The following is a 24,174-nucleotide window of genomic DNA, read 5'->3' as shown; positions in this document are numbered from 1 at the left end:
TTACCTTGCGCATTATAGTACACTTTCTTATTTTGATTTTTAATTTCTTGGAAACCTGTTTTCATTGCTCCTGATTTTTCATCGAATAAGTACCATGAGCCATTGATCTTTTGTTGACCATATTGCATCTTACCTTGCGTATTGTAGTATACTTTCTTATTTTGATCCTTAATTTCTTGGAAACCTGTTTTCATTTTTCCTGTATTATCAAATAAGTACCAATCATTATTGATTTTTTGTTGTCCCTTAGCTAAAGCACCACTTTTAGTATCAAAATAATAATCCTTATTATCAATACGACTCCATCCATGAGTCATCACACCGGTTTCTTTATCATAATATACAGTCTTATTTTGATCTTTAATTTCTTGAAAGCCAGTCTTCATTCTTCCAGAATTTGTATCAAAAAAGTACCAATTATTATTAATTTTTTGTTGACCATATTGCATTTGATTATTTTTTGGGCTGTAATATACAACTTTATTAGTACTTTCAATCTTTTGGAAACCGTTTAAGTTTTTACCCGTTTCGTTATCGACTAAGTACCAATTTCCATTAACTTGTTTTTCACTTGCATTTGTTGGTGTGTTAATTGGTGTTACTCGTTGAATATTATCTTGAATTGTTGATTGTTGTGCAGGAGCTGCCTGTTGCACACTTGATTGATTAGCTGATTGTGCAGCTTGATCTTGTACAGGTGTTTGTTGTACTGCTTGAGTAGCATTAATATTTTGTTGAGCTTGTGGTTGTGCTACTTGAGTAGTGTTAGTATTTTGTTGAACTGTTTGTAATTTAACTGTCCCTTGTTGGGCATCATTATCTGTATTTGTATCATTACCAGTTGTAGTTGCTTGAGCATCTGCTGGTGTAGTTGTATCAGCTGAAGCATCTTGTTGGCTTGTGTGAGCTCCGATTGCTAATCCTAAGAATACTAAAGGTGCTACGACCCAGTTCTTACCAGCTTTATACATCTTATAACGTTTTTTTGAATCTTTGTTCTGCAAAGAAAACGTCCTCCTCTTTCTTATCTAAACTTAATTATTCATTCTTTAAACTTACATAAAGTATTCTAATTTCTACATAAGAACACTATCTTATTATACTTAACTTAAGAATTAATCTCAATGCAAGCGCCTAATATATAATAAATCTTTAAACTTTTGTTACATAGTTGTAAAAGAAAACGTCTTTTCCAATTTGAAAAGACGTTAATTTTTAAAATTTTAAATTTCGGATTTTTGATATAGGATAAATTATTTGATTTGTCCTATATTTATTTTCAGAAAAATAACTAATCAAAATCCAGCTAATAAATGATACACATACTAAAAGATAAAAAACAGTTCCTGGTTCATAGGAAATTTCAATTATATGTTTTCCCTCAGATAAATTTAACGCAATAGTCCCTCTTTTGGATATCTCATGACTTATTTTTTTGCCATCTACTACAGCATTGGTATGATTATATTTAATTACCGGTAAATCTAATATTCCTTTCTTATCCAAGTCAACTATATATCTAATTTTATTAGGTAACAACACTTTTTTATGAACCTTTATTTCTTTACCATTCAAATATGATACCTGCGATATGATTGAATTAGCAAATTCATTAGAATTAGGATTATTCCCATTATAAGACTGCTTAGGATAATAATCAGTTTCTCCAAATAATATTGTATAAGAAAACATATCTTGATAATTTTCTTTTGTAATCACCTGATCATCTGGTAATGTTTTCAATACCTGACTATTTTTCACTAGATAATTATTGTTACTATTTAAATTGATAAATAAACTTGATATTTGTCCTAGGTAAATAATACTATTCAAAGCTATGATAACAATGAAGACTAAGTTTTTTTGATACCTTGTTTTCTGCTTTTTCACTAATTTATTAAAACCATACGATCCTGTTACCGCTAAGAAAAATGATGCAAAATTTAAAAATCTATATGGATATTGTATCGGTCCAAAAATAATTATTAGCGGTGTATTTTTTAGGACTTCCCATGGAAAGATTGTAGTTAAAAATAATAATACAGTTACCCCTAATAGATAAATGTTCATTTCTACCTTATTATCTTTCACAAAATACCAACCTACCCCAGCAACTCCAAATAATACGATTCCCGTACTTTTACTTACAATATTGTAAAGTGAATTATTTATTATATCTATAAGTGTCATGGGTAATGCAATAGTCGGAGCTGGCGATTGGATATTTTGACCAACAAAATCAGTCAAAAATATCCACAGAACAGGAGCAGTTAAAGTGATAAATAATAGGATTGCCTTTACAATTGCATATATTCTATCTTTGGATATTTCCCTAGTATATATTAATTTGGCAATGAATAATGTCACTGCAAATCCAATAGACATATATACACTTAAAATATGTGCATAGGTCGTTAATGCCAATCCAATTGATACAAGATACCATCTCTTAGTATCTCCCCATAACAAGTGATAAATTCCTAAAAATATTATGGGAATAAAAGTAAATGCTTGATATTCACCAAGAGTTTGATTAGCAATCCCTAAGTAGAAATGATAACTTGCTAAAGTATATATCAGAGCAAATATATAGCTTCTGTACTTATCTTTACTAAACTCAACATACATACGTAAGATATCGTTAATGTGAGAAATAAAAATAATCCAATCCATATATAATAAGCAGTTACTGGATTAAATATAAATCTCAAAGCTGCCCACAAATATAGATATACACTTGGATAAAATAAGAAACTACCATTCCCCGAATGACTGAATGTATGCGTAGCAATAAAAGTAAATAAATGGCCTTGCCTCAAATTATTAAAAATTTCTTCCACTCGCGCAAAGTGGAAACTCCCATCACTAATAACTTGTAACTTTCCAGAATTTATGAAAAAACTTAAATAACAATATGATAACAATAAAAATGACAGTACATTAAGACTATTTATTATAATTTGTTTTTTATTTCTGAACTTCACTTTTAAAAGCCTCTCTATTTATCCAAATTTCGATGTTTTAAATTTGAAAATACATAACGATCAGCGAGACCAACTAATGGCCCTTGGAAGATTAAAGCAAAAATTGTTCCAATATTAATTGCATAAATGTGATGAGAGATGATTACCGACACAATAATCGCAACGATTGGTGGGGTAAATGTCACTAACTGGGCGATTGTTGGATTGCCTTTAAAGTATTTAAAGCGAATAATCTGCATCAAATCATCAACTGGATGTAACATCCAATTTACTCGCTGATAAATTGAGACCGCTGTGGCAATCAAGACAACCCCAAAACAATCTAAAATAATTCTAACCACAAGATTCAACTCACTAATTCCTGTTTTTAATAGGAAGGTTGTAAAATAACCCACTAAAATCGAAAAAGGGGTCATAAATATTAAATTTCCTAATACCCTTTTCCAACTAAACCGCTTAAGAATAATAACATTAGCGATAACTACAATAAACGCACTTAAAAACAACATTAAACTAAGCTTAATTGGTGTTACATGTGATAGATTAACTGCGGCAGCTGTCCACAAGGCACTCCCTAAATTCAAACTTACTGTTAATGCATTTCCTAAACTATTAATTAAAATTGAAAATACAAAATAAAATATCAACAATCCTGTCGATAAATCTTCTTTTTTCATTTAAATTATCTCCCCTAAAATATTCATCAATATATCTATCTTAAGCTAAAAATTTACTGACAACAACTAAAAAATGCCTCATCCAAAGGACGAGACATCTAATTAACTAATTATTTTTCAACTGGTTTCTTCCAGAAGCTTAAGATTAAAGCAGCTACGATTGAACCAACTACAACAGCTAGGATGTAACCTAAGATGTTTGTAGATAATGGTGCAACCCAGAAACCACCGTGAGGAGCAGGAACTCCAACTTTCATTAATCCAACAAGAGCACCACCGACTGCTGAACCGACAATACATGAAGGAATTACACGGCCTGGATCTGCTGTTGCAAATGGAATAGCTCCTTCAGTAATGAATGAGAATCCTAATACCCAGTTAGTAACACCAGCACGACGTTCATTTTCAGTATACTTGTTCTTGAAGAATGCTGTACCAATAGCTGTTGCGAATGGAGGAATCATACCACCAACCATTACTGAAGCCATTAAGATAGCAGCTGTTGCTGACTTAGGATCGTTAGCAAAAGCACCTGATGCAAATACGTAAGCAGCCTTGTTGAAAGGACCACCCATATCGATTGACATCATACCAGCTAAGACCATTGTTAAGATAACAAGGTTCCCTGTACCCATACCGTTCAAGAAGTTTGTGATTGCAAGATTCAATGAACTGAAGATTGGGTTGATAATGTAGTACATGATTAATGCTACTAACAACAAACCAAGGATTGGGTAAAGAAGCATTGGCTTCATACCATCTAATGAGCTTGGTAATTTAGAGAATAACTTCTTAAGACCAACAATTAAGTAACCAGCGATAAAACCGATTGCAATACCACCTAAGAAACCTGCAGGTGATTGAGCATTTGCTTGCACATTAACATGGAATGCACCGCCATATGAGTTGTTAGCGATAGCAGCCATGAAACCACCAACGAAACCAGGCATTAAGGCTGGTTGGTCACCGATTGATTCAGCAATGTAACCTGCTAAAACAGGTACCATAAATGCGAAGGCTAAGTTACCAGCACTGTTTAAGAAGATAAATGCTGGTGACTTTGCACCACCCATGTATTGTTCAACAATAAATGAGATGGCCATTAAGATACCACCACCGATAACGAATGGTAACATATGTGAGATACCGTTCATTAATTGCTTGTAGATGTTACCCCATACAGTACCGTCTGATTCTGATGAGCTAGATTCTTCATCACCTGTTGCATGGTAAACAGCAGCTTTTTCTTCTAAAATTGCATTAATTAAGTTTTCAGGTTCTTGAATCCCTGCTGTAACTGGCTTGTTAACTAATGGCTTACCATCAAAACGTGCCATTTCAACTTTCTTATCAGCAGCGATAACAACACCGGCAGCACGTGCGATTTCATCAGCTGTTAAGCGGTGCTTAACCCCTTCTGAACCGTTAGTTTCAACTTTAATGTCAACGCCTAATTCTTTAGCTTTCTTCTTAAGGTTTTCTTCTGCCATGTATGTGTGCGCAATCCCGTTAGGACATGCTGTAACCGCAACGATGTATGGGCGGTCACTGTTTTGGTTAGCTGCAGCAGCTTTTTCTGCTTCTTCTTCGGCCTTATTTTCGGCTTCTTTTTCAGCAATTGCTTTAGCGAAGATGTCTTGAACATCATCAGGTGTTTGAGCAGCTTTCAATGCAGCAACCACATCTGGGTTCATCAATACTTGTGATAATGCAGCTAATGCTTGCAAGTGAGTATTGTCGCCACCTTCTGGAGCAGCAATCATGAAGAATAAGTGTGCTGGTTGACCGTCCATTGAGTCGTAATCAACACCGTTGATACTACGAGCAAATTGAACTGCAGCTGTCTTAACCGCTTCGTCATGTGCGTGAGGAATAGCGATTCCATCACCCATCCCTGTACTACTTTGTTCTTCACGTTTAATAATGTCTTTTTTGTAGACTTCTTCATTATCAATGATGTCATGTTCATAGAAGTTATGAACCATCTCATCGATAACTTCGGCTTTACTTGTTGCCTTAAGATCCATCAACATGATGTCTTTTTTCAACAATTCACGAATATCCATGGATTCCACTTCTTTCTCTTATTTATTCTTAATCTTTGTATTCATCGATAGTGATTTGAGCGTAGATTTCTTCAATCTTTTCTCTTGTTGCTAAGTCTTCTGAGAAGGCTGTAGCTGAACCACTAGCCAATCCATAATGGAACGCTTCGATTGGGTCTTTAGTATTAGCGTATGTTCCAACGAAACCAGCTAACATTGAGTCCCCAGCACCAACTGAGTTCACAACTGTTCCCTTTGGTGCTAATGAACGCCAGACACCATCTTTAGTAATCATTAAACCACCATCACCGGCCATTGAGACAAGAACATTTTGTGCTCCCATATCTAATAACTTGCGACCGTACTTCACGATATCAGCAATACAATCGAACTTAACGCCGAATAATTCTGCTAATTCGTGGTTGTTAGGCTTAACAACTAATGGCTTTTGTTCTAAAGTCTTGCGAAGGCTTTCACCAGTTGTATCAATAACGAATTGAGCGCCTTTTGAACGAATTACCTTGATTAAATCAAAATAAAAATCTTCGTTCAAGCTAGGTACAAGACTACCGGCAAAAACAACAACGTCATCTTCAGTTAACTTATCGAATTGAGCAGTGAATGCATCGATTTCGTCTTGAGTTAACTTAGGACCACGACCGTTAATTTCTGTTTCATCTTGAGCCTTAATCTTAACGTTGATACGTGTATCATCTTGAATTGGTGTGAAGTTAGTCTTCAAACCCGTCTTTTCAAGGGCGTCTTTCACGAATTGACCTGTGAATCCGCCTAAGAAACCTAAAGCCACGTTATCATGACCAAGTTCCTTTAAGATACGAGATACGTTAATCCCCTTACCACCAGGAAGCTTGTTATCGTAGTCCATACGATTAACTTCGCCGAGAGTAAGTTCCTTTAATTGAACGATATAATCAATTGATGGGTTGATTGTAACCGTGTAAATCATAATTAAACCTCCTGTATTTTTGTATTTGAGCCAAAATGACTCTTAATATTATTTGGTAATTGATTTGTGATAATCGTTACCACATTAGTGGCAGCAACTTTCGTAAAGGACACGCAATTAAACTTCGATTGATCAGCAAGTACATAGCTTTTCTCACTGCGCTCAATTGCGATTTTCTTTATTTCTGCTTCTTCTGGATCAGGTGTGGTCAAGCCATACTTTTCATGGATCCCATTTATCCCTAAGAAAGCCTTGTTGAAACGAAAATTAGCAAGATTTCTAACAGCTTCTACTCCGACAACTGCTTTAGTTGTATTCTTGAGTTGTCCGCCGAGAAGAAAAGTTCTGATGTTAAAATCTGACAAACGCGAGGCATGCTCCACTCCATTAGTTACCACCGTTAAATGATGCTTTCCTTTCAAGAACGGAATTAAAGCTAGCGTTGTTGTGCCAGCATCAAGATACAACACATCATCATCCTGGATTAACGTCGCGACGAACTGTGCGATCTTCTCCTTATCAGAAATATTCTGTGTTGCTTTCCCTAACATATCTAGTTCACGTTGAAGTGATTGCTTAATCTTAGCTCCTCCGTGAATTCTAACTAATTGACCTTGATCTTCAAGAACTTGAAAATCACGGCGAATCGATGACTCAGAACTCGTAGTACGATTACATATATCTTGCAATTTCACAACTCCGTCTTGTTGTAGGAGATCTAAAATGACCTGACGTCGTTTCTCTGCAAGCACTTTCATCACCTCTTATTATAAGATACCATTAAGAATTTCTAAAAGCAATCATAAAAAATCAAAAACCGTCATTTTCTTTCAAAAACAATCAAGCCTTTAACTTTTTATCATTAATAATTTTTGTTAAAATTACTATATTGAAGATAATTAGCGAGGTAATTAGAATGAATAACATGTTAAATTACATTCCTGATGATATGAATGAAGTTGAAACAAAACTTTATTGGATGAAAGCTCACGGCTATCCTGATATCACAGCTCAAGAAGTACTTGAAAAAGGAATCCTTGATGGAACCCAATATATGCTTGACGAAGCATTAGATGATTCTTATTGGACTGCATTATGGAAAGAAAACGATCAACAAATTCTTGTTCGTGGTGCTTTAGGTGAAGAAGTTGGTATTATCACTCCTCGTGAAAAGCACACTACTTTTTCTGAAGATTTTAAAGAATCTGCACCTTTTACTTGGGAAAACATCGCTCAACAAATTGCTAAGTTTGTTGGTGGAAATTAAAAACTTTAAAAGTAAATATATTATTAAGTTCCCGATTAATTCTCGGAGCGATTCCTCTGTATACTGAAAACCAGTTCCTCAGAGAATTTTTTCAACGGAAATAAGAAAAGCGATGGGAGAAATCCGTAGTTAGGATTTCTCCCATCGCTTTTTTCACATCCTAGCATGCTTATAAATTAGGATAGTACTTTTAATGAATAACTTTTTACGCCCATTAGCTTTGTTAAATATGGTATCTCATCAGTATTATTTTCTTTATCTAAAACTCTATAAACTTCTCCTACATATGAGCTAAAATCAGCTCTAACATTCTGAATCCATTCAATTCGACTTTTTGAGATAAAATCCTCTTTATTACATTTAATTATTTACCATGTATTCCCTAATAAGATGCATTTTACATACTTTTATGTACTCTACTCCACACAAAAACCAGCTCTCCAAAGAGAGCTGGCTAGTCAATTATTATCATTTAAACTTATTTGTTTTCATCGTCCTCTTCATTTTTATTTTTCTTTTTAACAAAAAGAAAGGTTACGATTCCTAATAAAATACCAAAGATACGCCCAATTCCGGCTTGTTCTACCTCACCTGTATGCGGTAAGGTATTTCCTATTTGTTCTTTTTTGTTTGATTGAACTTGCTGCTGAAGTCCTTGATTGCTTCTAGATTGACTCCTGGTAGTTTGGATTCCAACTTGCTTTGCAACGTTAGGTGTTGCTTGGACTGATTGGTGTTGCGTTTGCTGCGATTGAGTGTTGTCGGTGTTGTCGGACTCGTTGTCTTGTTCTTGGTTTGTTTCTTCATCCGTGGTTTCTTGATTATTTCCATTATCTGATGAATCTTGTCCTGCATCGTCGTCATCTTTATCCCCTCCTGATGTGTCACCTTTATCGTCTCCATCTCCGCTATCTGATCCTGGCTGATCTTTATCACCCGGAGTGTCTCCTGGGTTATTATCTCCTGATGGTTTATCATCTGATCCAGGTTTGTCATCTGTAGATGGTGGTGTTGATTCTCCTCCTGAAGGTTCTTCGTCTTCTTTTTTATCTCCTTCATCTTTGGCATCATCATCACCCTCCTTTGTCACATCATAGTGTAAATCCCAACGATGGCTTTCACCATGTTCAATCATGACTTTATTCGCTATAATATTGCCGTCCACATTAACATCGGCAATAAATGTAGCGTTTGGCGCCAAGATACTTCCCATAAGGTACCCACAATTAACCTTATATTCTTCAGTTCCTTGCCCGAAATTCCACAAGATATGATTTGCATACTTATGTCCTTCACTCGGATTGATAGATTCTTTATCATCACCGTAATACAGCTTAACTTGAGTTTGAATTTCTTTTATTTCTGAAGCTTTATTATCACCTTTAACATTAATAACCACCATTGGTCCATTTGGATCTTTAGACAATCCTTTAATATTAAGTGGTTGTGCGGCATTAAGTTCTTTAAAATCCAAATCAACATAGATAATCTTATTATCTGTTATTTGTGAGACATCGATTACCTTATTATTCATATCACTGAAGTCTTTAATTACTCCTGTTGTCTCCGCCTTACCATAGAACTCCTCTGACTTCGCCGTTAAATTCTTAAAGACTTCATCAAAATCGATATAGACTTTTCCATCCGCATCTTTTTTCACTTCGCCTGGTTTTAGATGTGTCATCCCCACACCATTGATGAACACCTTACCATCATTTTCTTGATAATCAACATCTTCACCTAAGACAACATGGTTGCCCTTTTCATTACGGAACGAACAATCTTTTAGGTTCGTTGCGAGTTGTTGAATATAATCAATATCACCGGCAGTAATATTAACTGAATCATTCCGCGTTCCAAAATCAACGGTTGCATTTAAAAGCGCCGTGGCGATATTTCCGTTCGTATCCGCCCCTAGACTCACTTCTTTAGCGAAGATATGAAATAAGGTCGCTAACTTTAAAGCATCATCGTTCAAGTCAATCCCTAAATCCTTTAAGTAACTATCATTAAAGATTGTACTATTAGAATTCATTGCCTTAGCTTGTTGGCTTGGTTGGTTAGGGGTTGCTTTAGTTGTTGGTGTTTTAGTTACCTGTTTTTCATTCACCTTATTTTCAACTTTTGGCACTTTTGATTCCAAACTTGATTGTGTTGACTGGCTTGAATCTGAAGTTTTTGAAGAATCGGTTTTAATTGTTGTTTCAGATGATGGAGTTTCTTGAGTCGTTTGATCAGGTTGTTTTACTGAATCATCAGCAACTTGATTAGTTTTTGTATCATCTACTTTTTCATCTGCAGTTAACGTTACTTCATTTTGCGTAAGTTCAGCAGCTGGCGGCGTAACTTGTTGTAAATTATCATCTACTACAGGTGTATTAATTTCTTCTGCATCAACATTGGTCGCTGCCGCACCCAAAATTGCGGCGGTTGTCAATGTTGTCACAAACATCGGATGTTTGGGCCGTCGTTTATCTAACTTCATAAAAAAACCTCCGTAAACTATTTTGTATTCGAATACAAGCATAGCTTACCGAGGTTTCATTAGCTTTTTTCTTATTTTTCTTTGGTTAATCCCCAAGTTATTATAGTTTATTTATTAAGTCCAACAAGATTACTTGCGCAACCTTCTTTCCCCCTAATTGATTTAGATGCATCTGATCGCCAAAATCATATTCTGCCTTTGTTTCACATGAAACAGTTTCAATTATCGGGGTTAAATCAAAATAATTCATCTGTATTCTTGTCCACTGATTAATTTCTTGACGGATTTTTTGGACTTTTTTTACATCAACATCTCCAAACATTGGTTGAACTTTAAATGGTGGAAGATTTAAGAGATATGTCTGCGTATTTTGTAGCTTTTTTAACTGTGAAATTGCGATTTGATATTTATCTAACGTCATTATTTGCTTTTGCGCGTCTTTAGCGATGAGCGGCACCATCAAGTCATTTGCGCCAATTGAAACCAATCTTACCGTAGGGATAATTCCGCTATTATTTTGCTGGATTCGTTTCAATAAGCTATTCCCAAACGTCGCATGAATCTTTGTATCTTTAGGCGCATCATAACAGAGGCGATTCCCGGAAACGGCTGTTTCTAAAAAGACATATTTCTCTGGCATTTGCTGCATTAAAGCTTGTTTGATAGGAGTCGTAATCATCCCCATTTCCATCAACGAATCGCCCGCAAATTCGAAGTACTCAACTTGCTTATCACTCCACACTTCGATAGCTTCTAAGCAAAACCATCCTTTTTTCAAGGTAGTTGTTTCTTTGAGCTTAGGTAATAAGTTCGCTTTTCGCACAAAGCTCGCATTCGTTAATGTCGTTTCAAACGTTGACTTATAATCGCTATAACTTTGCTGGCGGGTAGCTTTCATCCAGACATATATCGGTTGATTAGCTTCAATATCTAAGAAGAACCCATCGGTCATTACGTTTTCTCCTTGATGCAAAAAGATTTCTTCTTGGTAGTTATACGTAACTTGAATTGCGTCTTTAAACGATGCATCAAGCTTACTTTGATTTCATCAAACCATAAATCTTCTTTGCCATATCGATTCGACAAGCGTAAGCGCCCTTCATTACCAGAAAGACTCGGTGTCAATTTGATTACTTGGCTCAACTGTGGCAACTTAAAGGACATTGCAGAAAAGTCCGCACTTTCATAATAAACACTTGGTTTCCACGAATACATCTTCTCACCTACACTTATTGTTGGAAGGCCAACAATTCAACCACATCAGCTTCATCAATTCCCACAAAGTATTTTTTCAAGTCTAATTCCGATAATTGCTTACGAATTTCATCGGGTTCATATTTTTTACCGATTAAAGCTTGTTCTACTTCTTGTTTATCTCCTGTACCAAAGAAATCTCCATAGATATTAAGACTTTCAATAATCCCATTATCTACCTTAAAACGTGCATCAATCGTACCACCCGTAAAGTGTCTGCGGCGTTTAACTGTGAATTCAGGAGATTTTCCAAAGACCCAATCCCAGTTTTTATAGTTTTTTTGAGCTAATTCTTCAATCGCTGCAATATCTTCTTCATCAAGCTGATATTGTTGGTCTTTGATTTCATTTAAGTCACTTACTTGATAGATATGCTTAATCAATTCATCTCTAAAGCCATAAATATCAAGTTCTTGATATTCTGGTTTCAAGTATTGTTTAATATTAGTTACTCTTGAACGCACAGATTTAATTCCTTTTGACTCAATCTTATCTTTCGGAACCTTAAGTGCGCCTTCAACCGCACTTGTATCCACGTCAAACATCAAAGTTCCATGTGAGAATGTTTTTCCGTTTCTGGAATACATCGCATTCCCTGAGAATTTTTTACCAGCAACAACAATATCATTTCTTCCTGTTACTTCGCTTTGGTAACGCCCATTTCATGTAAAGCATCGACTACCGGTTTAACTAATGAAGCAAAGTCACCGAATTTTTGATCTTTAGATGGTACCACAAAACTAAAGCACATATTGCCTAAATCTTGATACATCGCACCACCACCAGATAAGCGGCGCGTAATCGTAATATTGTGTTCTTCACAGTACTTCTGATTAATTTCTTCCATTGTATTTTGGTTTCTGCCCACAATAATACATGGCTTTTCAATATAAAATAACATAAATGGTGGTTCAATCTTTCCACTATTCATTAAGTACTGTTCTGTCGCTAAGTTCGTTCTAATATCATCCGTGGGGATAATTACATATTTCATCTTTTCCATATTTTTTCCCTCCCTTTTAAAAAAGAGGCTTGGAGTTTTCTCTCCTCACCTCTTTTTCTTTTCTGGAGCTGGGACTCCTTTTTGTTTTCTGCTGGAAGTATTTAACTACTTCTTGTAGAAAACTGCTCGTTTCTTGAAAATTTGTTTAGCTACGGAGTCTTTGGCGGCTCTCCATCAGCTTGTTTAATCGCGACTACGGGCCGAGGCTAGTGTCTAACTACGGAGTCTGCGCCATCTGCTTCGCAGATAACGCCGCCTCCTAGGTTAGCCATACGGCCTCCTGATGGCCCTTCGTCAGCTTGCTTAAATATTCGTAGGGAAGCCAATCGCTATATCTGCTGCATCCATTACCGCTTCTCCCAATGATGGGTGTGGGTGGATTGTTAAGGCGATGTCTTCTACCGTTGATCCTGATTCAATTGCCAATGTTAATTCGTTAATCAAGTCACTAGCGTGGGCACCAACAATTTGGGCTCCCAATAAGACTTCCGTATTCTTATCAAAGACCAAACGGACAAAGCCATCTGTTGAACCCATTGAAATTGCACGGCCATTCGCTGCAAATGGGAATTGTGCCTTCTTAGCTTCAAAGCCGGCTGCTTTAGCTTCATCTAAAGTCATCCCTGTTGTCGCTACCGATGTATCTGTATAACATACGGCTGGCATTGCGTGGTAATCAATCACCGTTGGCATGCCTGAAATTGCTTCTGCTGCCACCTTACCTTCATAAGAAGCCTTGTGAGCTAAAGCAAATCCCTTAGTTACATCCCCAATCGCATAGATATTTGGAATGTTTGTTCGACTTTGAGCGTCTACCGGAATTAAACCACGTTCATCTGTTGCTAAACCGATTTGTTCTAAGCCCATGTTCTTAGTGTTAGGGCGACGACCAACAGATACGATCACATAGTCGGCTTCGATGACGCGTTCTTCACCGTTAATTTCTGCGGTTACCTTAACGCCATTATCATCTTGTTCTGCTTTTTTAGCTAAGGCATTAGTATAGATATCTACCCCTTGAGCGCTAAAGCGACGTTCAACAACTCTCACAAGATCTTTTTCATAGTTAGCTAAGATACTGTCGCCACCTTCTAAGATAGTTACCTTAGAACCAAGGTTAGCGTAAGCTGAAGCTAATTCAGATCCAATGTAGCCTCCACCAACAACAACTAAGTTTTCAGGCACTTCTTTTAATGATAATGCACCCGTTGAATCAAGTACACGTCCGTTGAACTTAAAGTTAGGAATTTCAATTGGATGACTACCAGTTGCGATAATCAAGTTATTGAAAGTATATGTTTGGGCATTGTCGTCTTCATCAATCACACGTAATGAATGTGCATCTTTAAGATATGCACTTCCCCAAATCACATCAATTTTATGTTTCTTAAATAAGGCAGCAACCCCACCAGTTAATTTTGAAACAACACTGTTTTTCCATTCAATTGTTTTTTCAAAATCTAACTTGGCATCTGTCACTTGAAGCCCCATGACTTGTGAGTGCATTGCGTGTTGATAGTGGTGAGCGGCTTCAATCAATGCTTTTGATGGAATACATCCAACATTCAAGCACACCCCACCGATAAATTCACGTTCAATTACTGTTACTTTTTGACCCAATTCAGCCGCATGAATCGCTGCAACATACCCACCAGGGCCCGCACCGATTACGACTGTATCTAAATCAATCGCAAAATCTCCAACTACCATAAGAGAATCATCCTTCCATTAATAATAATTCTGGTTCGCTTAGTAATTCTTTCAAGCGATTCATTGCACGTTGACCTGTAGCGCCATCAATAATACGGTGGTCAAAAGCAAGTGATAGCTTCAAGACTTTAGCAACCTTAACTTCACCGTCTTCTACGACAGCTTGATCAGCAATCTTACCCATACCTAAAATCGCAACTTCAGGCCAGTTAATCACTGGAGTGAAGAAACCACCACCAACAGAACCAATGTTAGTAATTGACATTCCTGTGTGGCTCATATCTTCAGCACTGAGTTTGCCGTCACGGGCTTTTTGAGTATTTTCACTAATTTGTTTTGCGATTCCAAACAAGCTCATTGAATCTGCATGCTTAATGTTTGGTACAAACAAGCCGTGATCAGTATCAGTTGCGACCCCAACATTAATGTAGTCTTTAAAGATAAGTTCTTTTTTATCCATATCAACTGAAGCATTTAATTCTGGGAATTCTTTCATTACTACCGCTAAAGCTTTTACCATGTAAGCCATGAAAGTTAACTTCACGTCGCGACTTGCGGCAAGTTCTTTATATTTCTTTCTGTGATCCCATAATTTATCCACATTAACTTCATCAAATAAGTGCACATGTGGAATTTGTGAGACAGAACGAATCATTGCGTTGGCAGTTGCTTTTCTAATGCCTGACATCTTTTCACGACGTTCTGGCCATTGAGCAGTTGCCGCTGGTAATTCTGGTTGTGCTACTGTTTCTTGTGCAGCAGTTGCTTGTGGTGCAACTTGTTCTTGAGCAACAGGTTCAACTTGAGCTGCTTGGACAGCGCCACCATTTGCCTTGAAGGCATCCACATCAGACTTAAGCACTTGACCATGACGACCTGATCCTGGAACTAACTTCAAGTCAACTCCTTGTTCACGCGCATAACGACGCACTGATGGCATGGCCAACACTGGTAAGCTATGGTCAGCGACTGCTGGAACTGGTTGGTTAGTTACTGGTGTTGAATTTGTTGCTTCAGCTGGTTTTTCTGTTGTTTCTTCGGCTACTAGAGCTTGTGGATCTGCTGATTCATCAACATTTCCTTGCCCTTCTGCTACTTCAAGTTCAACCAAGGCATCCCCCACTTCTGCGGTTTCTCCTTCTTGAACTAAGATTGCAACAACGGTTCCCGCTACTGGAGAGGGGATTTCTTCAACTGATTTGTCGTTTTCAATTTGAACTAAATCTTCATCGACCGCAATTGTATCGCCTGGCTTAACATGCCATTCTCCAATTGTTCCTTCAGCAATCCCTTCACCAATATCAGGTAATTTAAATTGATATTTACTCATTTATTTTTCACCTCTGTTTATCGGTTTTTTTAATACTATTTGTGGATTTTCGTCTGCTTGTTTAATTACGATTCTAGGTTAACTGTACGGAGTCCTGATGGACCTTCGTCAGCTTGTCTTAATCGCGATTCCGAGCCAGCCTCCTAGCATTTAGCTACGTAACATTCGCCATTCGCTTCGCGAATAACGCCTGTTCCTAGGCTAACTGTACGGAGTCTTCAACGGCTCTCCATCAGCTTGGTTTAATCGCGATTCCGGTCCAGGATCCTAGTGTCTAGCTACGAAGTCTGCGCCATCTGCTTCGCAGATAACACCGCCTTCTAGGCTAGCCATACGGAGCCTTTGGCGGACCTCCATCAGCTTGGTTAGAATTCAACAATTTCTTTTACTTTTTCCACAATATCCTTTTTATTAGGTAACCATGTTGATTCTGCTTCCGCAAACGGATATGGTGTATCTGGTGCGCTTACACGACCAATTGGTGCATCCAAGGATAAGATTCCTTTTTCTGCGATTAAGCTCGCAACCATTGGTGAGATTCCAGCTTGGGCTTGTGCTTCTTGAACCAAGACTACACGCCCGGTTTTCTTAACCGAAGCAAGAATTGTTTCTTCATCTAATGGAGAAACAGTTCTCAAGTCAACCACTTCAGCATTAATGCCTTCTTTTTGAAGATCTTCAGCGGCTTTTAAGCTTTCTTGAACCATGTATCCGTAAGTGATAATACTTACATCAGTTCCTTCGCGCTTCACAGCTGCTTTATCCAAAGGAACCACATAAGCTTCATCTGGCACTTCTTCTTTAACTGAACGATATAACTTCATGTGTTCTAAGAAGATAACCGGATCATCTGAACGGATTGCTGAAATCAACAATCCTTTCGCATCATATGGACCAGATGGAATGACCACTTTTAACCCAGGAGTTTGGGCAACTAAGCCTTCTAAACTATCAGAGTGTAATTCAGGTGTGTGTACCCCACCACCAAATGGTGAGCGCAAAGTGATTGGCATCTTACGTGTCCCACCCATACGGAAGCGTTCGCGTGAGAATTGACCTGCAATTGAATCCATTACTTCAAACACAAAACCGAAGAATTGAATTTCAGGAACTGGGCGAAAACCAGTAAAGGCTAAACCAGTTGCTAAACCACCAATTCCAGATTCTGCTAAAGGTGTATCAAAAACTTGATCTTCACCATGTTTTGCTTGAAGACCATCTGTCGCACGGAAAACCCCTCCGTTTTGACCAACGTCTTCACCAAAAACTAGCACTTTTTCATCACGAGATAATTCTTCATCTAATGCGGCGGTAATTGCCTTAATCATTGTTGTTTTAGCCATGATTATTCACCTTCCTTTGTGCGAAATGCATCAATTTGAGCTTGAATTGATGCGGGAGTATCTACGAAGACATTTTGAAGGTATTCGCTTACCTTTTGTTTTGAAGCTTGTTCTGTTAATGCCATTGCTTCATCAATTTGTTCATTAACTTCGTTTGTCCAAGCTTCTTCTTGTTCTTGTGACCAAAGGCCCTTATTATCTAGATATGTGCGCATCCGAATTAATGGATCTTTTTCTAGCCATTCTTGTTCTTCTTCCGCTGTACGATAACGTTTTGGATCATCTCCTGATAATGTATGTGGTCCAAAACGATATGTGAGTGTTTCAATCAATACAGGACCATTTCCAGCAGCGGCATATTCTCTTGCTGCTTTAGTTACAGCATACATCGCTAAGGCATCCATCCCGTCAACTTGTACGGCAGGAATTCCAGCAGCGACACCTTTTTGGGCTAAAGTCTTAGCGGCAGTTTGCTTCGCTCTTGGAACAGAGATTGCATAGCCGTTGTTTTGGACGAAGAACACTGCAGGAGCGTTGAATGCACCCGCAAAGTTCATTCCTTCATAAAAGTCCCCTTCAGAAGTACCACCATCACCAGTGTATGTGTATGCAACCGCATTGGCTCCCTTTTTCTTAAGCCCTAATGCAACTCCGGCAGCTTGTACATATTGTGCCCCGATAATAATTTGAGGTGGGATTGCATTAAAGTTTTCTGGGTACTTGTTACCATCAACGTGACCACGTGACCATAAGAATGCCTTATATAATGGAAGACCATGTAAAACTAATTGTGGCACATCACGATATGCAGGTAATAAGAAGTCATCTTTACTCATTGCAAATTCAGATCCAACTTGAGAAGCTTCTTCCCCGGCAGTTGGTGCATAAAAACCTAAACGACCTTGACGGTTAAGCTTAGTTGATCTTTCATGTAAGATGCGTGACCACACCATATTTTTAAATAATTGAACAATTTCTTCATCAGATAAATCTGGGAATAATTCTTGGTTAATTACATTTCCGTTTGTATCTAAGACACGGATTGTTTGAAATTCGCTACTTTCGTTATTCTTTAATTGGTTAAAATCAATAACAGCCATCTCGAAAACCCCCTTAATTTTATTTTACGTTTCGAAATAAGTATAACGCTTACATCATCATTCTATAACAATTTCATCCATTTGTGAACTTTGTTAAAAATCACACAAAATCTATTTTTCATGATATATTAATTATATCTGATGTTTGATTAACTATCTACTATTATATATTTATATCAACTTATTAATTGTTCGTTGCATCACAATTAACAATTTCTTAAAGTTCTGTGATTAGTTATGTTATAATGAAAATGTTGATTTTAAAATAAAAGGAAGATTATATGAACGATTTAAAAGAAAAAGCGCTGATCGCCTTTGGGGTTTTAGCTGGACTTTCAGTTATTTGCGCGATCGCAACCTACTTTATCGTGACGTTTTCATTAAATTTATGGATAACAATGATTGCTTTTGTCATTGACTTTGCAGTTTTAATTGCAATTTTCACGTTTATTTTCACAATCATTTTTTATCGACGTCGCTTAAAACAAATCGAAAAAGAAAAAAGTAATACTAAATAAAAAATGCTACTCAGAAGTTGAATTAAACTGAGTAGCATTTTTTTAGTTCTGTAGGCCACAAATTAATGTGTATCCCATGCCTACACTAAACTTTCTATTTAATTATACCATGAAAAAATTTTATAACTTAGTTATTTTTTTCATTTTTTTCAGGAACAAATGAAACTACTAACGCAACAATTGCAACTACTAATGCAAAAATAAATGCATAGTGAGCACCGTTATCGAATTGAGCTGCTTTAGCTGCAGTTGGCATTGCTTGTGTTCCCATTGCGATAAAGCCAGCTGTTAAAGCAGTTGCTAACGCCCCGATAATTTGTTGGAAAGTGTTCATAATTGTTGAACCGTCAGCTGATTCGTGACCCTTCAAGGCATTCAAAGCACTTGTTTGAGCTGGTGACATTGCTAATGGTGCCCCAATCATCAAGATGATGTGTGCAGCAATCATGTAAGCCACTGATGAACTTGGTTTAGCCATCACAAACATAATTAAACCAATAATTGCTAAGAAAAAGCCTAAACGTGTTGGTAATTTAACCCCAATTCGATCATACATACGACCAGCAAAGGCTGATACCACCGCATTCACAACCCCACCAGGCAACATAATTATCCCTGTCAAACTAACAGGAAGTAACATTGATTTTTGAATAAATTGAGGCATGATGTACATTGTGGCTAAAATCAAACCAAAGTCTAACATTACCATTACTGTTCCGCGAAGGAATTGTGGCTTCGCTAAAACTGCTAAATTTAAAACAGGTTCTTCAAGTTGTAATTGACGACGACTATAGAAGAACAAAGCAATCACCGCAATTACTAATAAAGCCCAAACTTCTAATGAAGCCCAGCTATTTTCCCCAGCAATCCCAACACCGGCAACTAATGAAGCAAATCCGATAATTGAAGTAATTACTGAAAGCACATCTACTTTAGGCTTCGTGATTTTACTAATGTTTTCTAAGAAGAAAGCAGCGATAATGAATCCAATTAAGATAATTGCTGCAAAAACATAGAAAACAGCACGCCATGAAAGGGCTCCGATTAAAATCCCTGTTAAAGTAGGACCAACAGCAGGTGCAAACATGATCACAAGACCATTAATCCCCATGGCTGCCCCTAACTTGTTAGGTGGGAAAATTAACATCGCTACAGTAAATAGTAATGGTAAGATTAACCCCGTTCCAATCCCTTGAATTAAACGACCGATTAATAATAAACTAAATGATCCTGCAGTTGCAGAAATAATTGCACCGACAAAAAACGCAAATAACGCAAATAAAATAACTTGTCTTGTTGTAAACCAACGGGTAATTAAACTTGAAAATGGAAGGACAATCCCAATTACAAGCATATATCCTGTAACTAACCATTGTAATGCTCCATTACCTACGCCAAAAGCTTGGCCTAAAGCAGGTAAAGCAATATTAAGTGATGTTTCTGAAAGCATCCCAACGAAAGCTCCAATTAACATCCCAGCCATCACTAACCAAGGATGCTTTACAGGTACAACCGCACCTGATTTTTGAGTAACATTTGTGTTATCCAAAATATCTCTCCTCTCTGTTCATACATTGCTCAAAAAAAACAACTATCTACAATAGTAATAAATATTTTTACCTTTCGTAAGTTACACTTACATTACATTTACATATCATAAGTGTTACAGAGAAACAGCACAAAAAAAAGACCAGCTAATTGCTGGTCTTCATGTGACAGAACGTACTATAAAAGAAAAATATATTTATGTGTTGTTAGAGAGAGAAACTTTTATAGTTATATACTAGCTATGAAAATATCGTTCTGTCATTTCATGAAAAAATAGGTATAACCTTTTTTCACAAATCTTACTTAATCAAAATATCTTATACTCGACAATAACTTTATTATAGACTAACCTTTTATAAAAATCAAACATTTCTTTGATTTTTTTTAGATTTTTCTAATAGTTATTTTATTTATCATAACCCAAATTTTATTAAATGCCGATTAATCAATGTTTTGTATCAACATTACCTCTTGAAATACTTTTATAATTTTATCTTTCTAATTTAAAAGTTAAAAAAATATAACTATATACTTACTGCAAAATATATAAATTTTTCAAAAAATGTCACATTATGTATAACGTTTTTATGAAATTTAACCCTTTTCAATGAGAATTACATTAGAAACTTCACATTAAATTTCCCGATTTTTTAATGATTAATTTCCAATTATAACTTCTTTGTTTATTTAAATAATAATAATCAACTTAATTATTTTGCTAATTTGTATCAAATTCTTAATCTATGGTATTCTAAAAGCAACAACAATAAGTGAGGTTAACATCATGTCATTTACACTTTATATGGTCCGCCATGGACAAACTTTTTTAAACAAATACAACCGCCTCCAAGGTTGGGCAGACTCTCCTTTAACGCCTAAAGGGATTGAAGATGCTCACAGTGCCGGACGGCGTTTGAGCCACATCAACTTTGATTACGCCATGCATTCTGATACAACCCGTGCGATGAATACTTGTCGTTATATCTTAGAAGAAAACGTAGCTTCTAACAACTTAAATCCCACAGAGATTCGTAATTTCCGTGAACAAAGCTTCGGTTATTTTGAAGGAAATGATGCTTCTCAAGTCTGGACAATCTTAGGCGCCAAACATGGATTTAGATCATACAATGAGATTCTTGAAAACTTTGGTTTAGGTGCAACACGCGATATGATGAATGAAGCCGATCCATTTAATGATGCTGAAACCGATGAACAATACTGGCACCGTATCAATGTTGGGTTTGATTACCTTAGAAACCACATTGAAGATGGAAAAAACGTCTTACTTGTTAGCCACAGTATTACAATTCGTTCAATCGTTGATCGTTTCGCCCCTGAATTAGGTGCCAATGTTTTAGGCCCTCGCAATGGTGCGGTTACTAAATTAATCATTGATGATGATACAGTTAAAGTTGAATATTATAACCATCATACTGATGATGTTGAATACTAAAAAAGATGCGAGAAAATTTCTCGCATCTTTTTATTTATGATTTCACATTAGTCAATTCGTTCAAACACTGTGCGCTTATTAACTTGACCTTCACCGGCTTTTGCGATTTGGTAACCGAAATTGCTCGATGTAATCTTTTTGCTGGATGACAATGTCTTGTTGTATTGCCATTGTGAAACTTCATTATTACTCTTAGTTTGCGCTAAAGTCAACGTCCGCCCTTCGGCACGATATAACCATTGCGCTGATTTTGATTGTTCAGCGTATGCTTTATCAAAATCTTTTTGGCTTTGGTCAGCTTTCATAGCGTCCTCTTTAGTTTGGCTAACTACAATCTTATCACCTTTTTGTGCAAACGTAATGTATAACATTTTATCTCCTGAAACACTGTTATATTTAAACACATGTCCCGGAACAACACGCCCAACAGCATGTCCCATGTAGTACCATACACCACCAAGCGCAATCACGGCCACTAAGAAAGCAGAAATGATAAGAACGATAATATTCTTTTTATTACCATTATTTTGTTGATATGGACCTTGGAATTGTTGTCCCATATTTTGGTTAGTCATCCCTTGGTTTGGCATATTTTGCATTTGTCTTCTTCCCCCGAAATGATATTTAGTAATCTTCGTCTTCAGATTCGTCGTTAGTATCAACAGCGTTTGATTCTTCTGAAGCAGTATCTTCGCTTGTTGAATCGACATCATCTTTACTTGAAGCTTCTGAAGATTCTTTGTCTGAAGCTTCAAATGATACATTATAATCGAAGGCATCATCATTTGGTGTTAATGATAATTCTACTTTTTTAGCGTTAATTACATCTTCATACTTATCACTGTCTTTTAATGCTGAAACAATTTCATCAGCTAATTTTTCAGCTGTTTCTTCCGTCATCTTACCAGTGGTTTTTGATGTTTCATCTGTATCAAAGACATCTTCAGCTTTATCTTCATCAAGTTTTTCGGTTTCAACTTTATCATCAATGAAGTTAATTGAATCAGTATCTAATTTATCGTTAATTGCGTCTTCAACAGCTGTCTTAAAGTCTTCTTCGCTTAATTCTTCACTTTTAGCTTCCTTGTCTGAACTTGAAGCTTCTTTATTTGAAGTTGATGACTTAGCTTCGCTTGAAGCACCGGTAGTTGAACTTGATACTGTTGAAGTTGCTGAACTTTGATCTGATTGTGCTTTTTCTAGACCTTGTTTTGCTTTACGTACAGCATCACCATCTAAGCCTGCATTATCAACATCATCTGCATTAGGCTTAAATTGGTCTTTATCCTCTTTTGCTTCTTCAGTCACTTTTTCTTTAACAGGTGATACATTAAGGTTGATAACTTGCTTGTTCACTGAGTGATCTGAAAAGTCATAGTTGTTAATAATAATTGGTGAGTAGGCACATGTCTTACCAGTCCCACGGTAGTGGTAATCAGTTGGCACTTGGCCATCTTTATTTAAAACTAAACGTTGACCTGCATAAATCAAGTCAATATTTTCAATGTGATTATCATATGCAAGCTTATTGATAGCAATTCCCGTTGCCGCTGAAATTCCTGATAAAGTATCTCCCCAACGGACAAAATAAACAGTGCCGTTTAAATTGTTAACATCAATATTTTGTTCTTGCATGTTACTTTGAATTTGTTCTGTTGAGTTAGCAACCCAGTTAGTAATATCTGCACGTTCTGCATTGGTTTGATTATCTTGTAAACCATCAGCGATAACAGATGTTGTTTTAACTGCGAATGGAGCCAAAGTTACAAGCCCCATCATGGTTGCACTTAAAATTCGCTTTTTATTCATAATTTTTCCCCCAAAAATATTTTTACTAAAATGGTTTTTTACAATTTCATTTTACACGCACAAAACAGTATAAACAAGATTTTCTAAGGTTAATTATTTTTCCTTTTTCTTAATCCCAAACATCGCAAAAATTGAAGCGACCCCAATCGCTAAAATGCCTGCAGACTTGTCAGTCCCTTTTTGACCTGTTTGTGGTAAGCTTGCTTGTTTTTGAGACTGGTTATCTCCTTGATTAAACTTAGCTTGCTTCAAGTTTCGTTTCATTTGCGCAGTTGTTTCAGGGAAGTGAATTGTAACTTGACCTGGAACATAAGTTTGATCAGTTTTCTTTGCTTGAGCAGCAACATGTTCAGATTTAGTTTCTACTTCAGCAACAGGAGTATCATTTGTTGAAATTGGCTCAACCACCGCATTCACATCGTCTCTAGTTGTTTGGTTAGAGTTTGTTGATTCTGGGGTGTTGTCTTTCGTTGGAACCTCTTGGCTTGGTTGGTCGGCCGGCTTGTTTTCTTCTGTTGGAGCTTCTTGAGCTGGTTGTTCTTCAGGTTTGTTTTCTTCCGTTGGAGCTTCTTGTTCTGGTTGTTCCTCTGGCTTTGTTTCTTCAGCTGGTGTTTCTTGGCTTGGTTGTTCTTCTGACTTTGTTTCTTCAGCTGGTATTTCTTGGCTTGGTTGTTCTTCTGG

The 24,174-nt window shown here is 36.7% G+C and carries 20 protein-coding genes and 1 pseudogene; 3 read left to right on the top strand and 18 right to left on the bottom strand.

The features are described from left to right. The 6 genes from JCM14209_RS06330 to JCM14209_RS09320 form a co-directional block, all read right to left on the bottom strand. Positions 1–1,004, bottom strand: a 1,004-nt coding sequence (locus JCM14209_RS06330) for a KxYKxGKxW signal peptide domain-containing protein (protein WP_025022695.1), incomplete at its 3' end; no start/stop codon positions are given. A 211-nt stretch (positions 1,005–1,215) separates the two neighbouring features. Further along, on the bottom strand, positions 1,216–2,673 hold the full coding sequence (locus JCM14209_RS06325) for a putative glycosyltransferase family protein (protein ID WP_025022694.1): 1,458 nt from the start codon (positions 2,671–2,673) through the stop codon (positions 1,216–1,218). Between the two features lie 325 nt (positions 2,674–2,998). After that, positions 2,999–3,661, bottom strand: a complete 663-nt coding sequence (locus JCM14209_RS06320; protein WP_025022693.1) for a YczE/YyaS/YitT family protein — start codon at positions 3,659–3,661, stop codon at positions 2,999–3,001. Between the two features lie 110 nt (positions 3,662–3,771). Continuing rightward, entirely contained in the window at positions 3,772–5,727 is a 1,956-nt protein-coding gene (locus tag JCM14209_RS06315) for a PTS fructose transporter subunit IIABC (RefSeq protein ID WP_025022692.1), read from the bottom strand. A gap of 28 nt (positions 5,728–5,755) precedes the next feature. Further along, entirely contained in the window at positions 5,756–6,673 is a 918-nt protein-coding gene (pfkB, locus tag JCM14209_RS06310) for a 1-phosphofructokinase (RefSeq protein ID WP_025022691.1), read from the bottom strand. Positions 6,674–6,675: 2 nt separating this feature from the next. Further along, a complete protein-coding gene (locus tag JCM14209_RS09320; RefSeq protein WP_155830689.1) occupies positions 6,676–7,425 on the bottom strand; it encodes a DeoR/GlpR family DNA-binding transcription regulator in 750 nt (249 codons plus the stop codon). Positions 7,426–7,589: 164 nt separating this feature from the next. Between JCM14209_RS09320 and JCM14209_RS06300 the strand changes: the two genes are divergently transcribed. After that, positions 7,590–7,940 (top strand): hypothetical protein, encoded by a 351-nt coding sequence (locus JCM14209_RS06300; protein ID WP_051523400.1) that lies wholly within the window; start codon positions 7,590–7,592, stop codon positions 7,938–7,940. A gap of 478 nt (positions 7,941–8,418) precedes the next feature. On the opposite strand, the gene JCM14209_RS09730 is transcribed toward JCM14209_RS06300, so the two are convergent. The 8 genes and pseudogenes from JCM14209_RS09730 to pdhA all read right to left on the bottom strand — a co-directional run bounded on the left by JCM14209_RS09730 (position 8,419) and on the right by pdhA (position 18,165). Beyond that, positions 8,419–10,425, bottom strand: coding sequence for a collagen-binding domain-containing protein (locus JCM14209_RS09730; protein ID WP_025022689.1), 2,007 nt, complete (start codon positions 10,423–10,425; stop codon positions 8,419–8,421). 100 nt (positions 10,426–10,525) lie between these two features. Continuing rightward, positions 10,526–11,398, bottom strand: coding sequence for an SGNH/GDSL hydrolase family protein (locus tag JCM14209_RS09310; protein ID WP_155830687.1), 873 nt, complete (start codon positions 11,396–11,398; stop codon positions 10,526–10,528). Continuing rightward, the gene (locus JCM14209_RS09725; RefSeq protein WP_051523398.1) at positions 11,377–11,640 is read right to left on the bottom strand and encodes a hypothetical protein; all 264 of its coding nucleotides are present in this window, start codon (positions 11,638–11,640) and stop codon (positions 11,377–11,379) included. The genes JCM14209_RS09310 and JCM14209_RS09725 overlap by 22 nt, the downstream gene beginning before the upstream one ends. A gap of 14 nt (positions 11,641–11,654) precedes the next feature. Then, positions 11,655–12,673, bottom strand: a pseudogene (gene lplA / locus JCM14209_RS09305) (lipoate--protein ligase). Positions 12,674–12,985: 312 nt separating this feature from the next. After that, on the bottom strand, positions 12,986–14,392 hold the full coding sequence (lpdA, locus tag JCM14209_RS06280; protein WP_025022688.1) for a dihydrolipoyl dehydrogenase: 1,407 nt from the start codon (positions 14,390–14,392) through the stop codon (positions 12,986–12,988). A gap of 7 nt (positions 14,393–14,399) precedes the next feature. Continuing rightward, on the bottom strand, positions 14,400–15,722 hold the full coding sequence (locus JCM14209_RS06275; RefSeq protein ID WP_025022687.1) for a 2-oxo acid dehydrogenase subunit E2: 1,323 nt from the start codon (positions 15,720–15,722) through the stop codon (positions 14,400–14,402). A gap of 365 nt (positions 15,723–16,087) precedes the next feature. Next, positions 16,088–17,065: an alpha-ketoacid dehydrogenase subunit beta gene (locus tag JCM14209_RS06270; protein WP_025022686.1), complete on the bottom strand. Its 978-nt coding sequence runs from the start codon at positions 17,063–17,065 to the stop codon at positions 16,088–16,090. 2 nt (positions 17,066–17,067) lie between these two features. Then, positions 17,068–18,165, bottom strand: a complete 1,098-nt coding sequence (pdhA, locus tag JCM14209_RS06265; RefSeq protein WP_025022685.1) for a pyruvate dehydrogenase (acetyl-transferring) E1 component subunit alpha — start codon at positions 18,163–18,165, stop codon at positions 17,068–17,070. Between the two features lie 281 nt (positions 18,166–18,446). Between pdhA and JCM14209_RS06260 the strand changes: the two genes are divergently transcribed. Continuing rightward, the gene (locus JCM14209_RS06260; RefSeq protein ID WP_025022684.1) at positions 18,447–18,683 is read left to right on the top strand and encodes a hypothetical protein; all 237 of its coding nucleotides are present in this window, start codon (positions 18,447–18,449) and stop codon (positions 18,681–18,683) included. 127 nt (positions 18,684–18,810) lie between these two features. Here the strand turns inward: JCM14209_RS06260 and JCM14209_RS06255 are convergent, their stop codons facing one another. Continuing rightward, entirely contained in the window at positions 18,811–20,232 is a 1,422-nt protein-coding gene (locus tag JCM14209_RS06255; protein WP_025022683.1) for a DHA2 family efflux MFS transporter permease subunit, read from the bottom strand. Positions 20,233–21,015: 783 nt separating this feature from the next. Between JCM14209_RS06255 and JCM14209_RS06250 the strand changes: the two genes are divergently transcribed. Further along, positions 21,016–21,684 carry a histidine phosphatase family protein gene (locus JCM14209_RS06250; protein WP_025022682.1) on the top strand — a complete coding sequence of 223 codons (669 nt, stop codon included), beginning with the start codon at positions 21,016–21,018 and terminating at the stop codon, positions 21,682–21,684. A 47-nt stretch (positions 21,685–21,731) separates the two neighbouring features. Here JCM14209_RS06250 and JCM14209_RS06245 read toward each other — a convergent pair whose 3' ends face one another. The 3 genes from JCM14209_RS06245 to JCM14209_RS09720 all read right to left on the bottom strand — a co-directional run. Continuing rightward, positions 21,732–22,283 carry a hypothetical protein gene (locus JCM14209_RS06245; RefSeq protein ID WP_025022681.1) on the bottom strand — a complete coding sequence of 184 codons (552 nt, stop codon included), beginning with the start codon at positions 22,281–22,283 and terminating at the stop codon, positions 21,732–21,734. A gap of 25 nt (positions 22,284–22,308) precedes the next feature. Beyond that, entirely contained in the window at positions 22,309–23,493 is a 1,185-nt protein-coding gene (locus JCM14209_RS06240) for a LysM peptidoglycan-binding domain-containing protein (protein WP_025022680.1), read from the bottom strand. Positions 23,494–23,586: 93 nt separating this feature from the next. Then, on the bottom strand, positions 23,587–24,174 hold a 588-nt coding region (locus JCM14209_RS09720), incomplete at its 5' end, for an LPXTG cell wall anchor domain-containing protein (protein ID WP_025022679.1).

Source organism: Ligilactobacillus hayakitensis DSM 18933 = JCM 14209, assembly GCF_000615845.1.
In the GTDB taxonomy this organism is placed as follows: Bacteria; Bacillota; Bacilli; order Lactobacillales; family Lactobacillaceae; genus Ligilactobacillus; species Ligilactobacillus hayakitensis.
The sequence above is the reverse complement of the archived record's forward strand: the minus strand, read 5'-3'. Positions and strand labels throughout refer to the sequence as shown.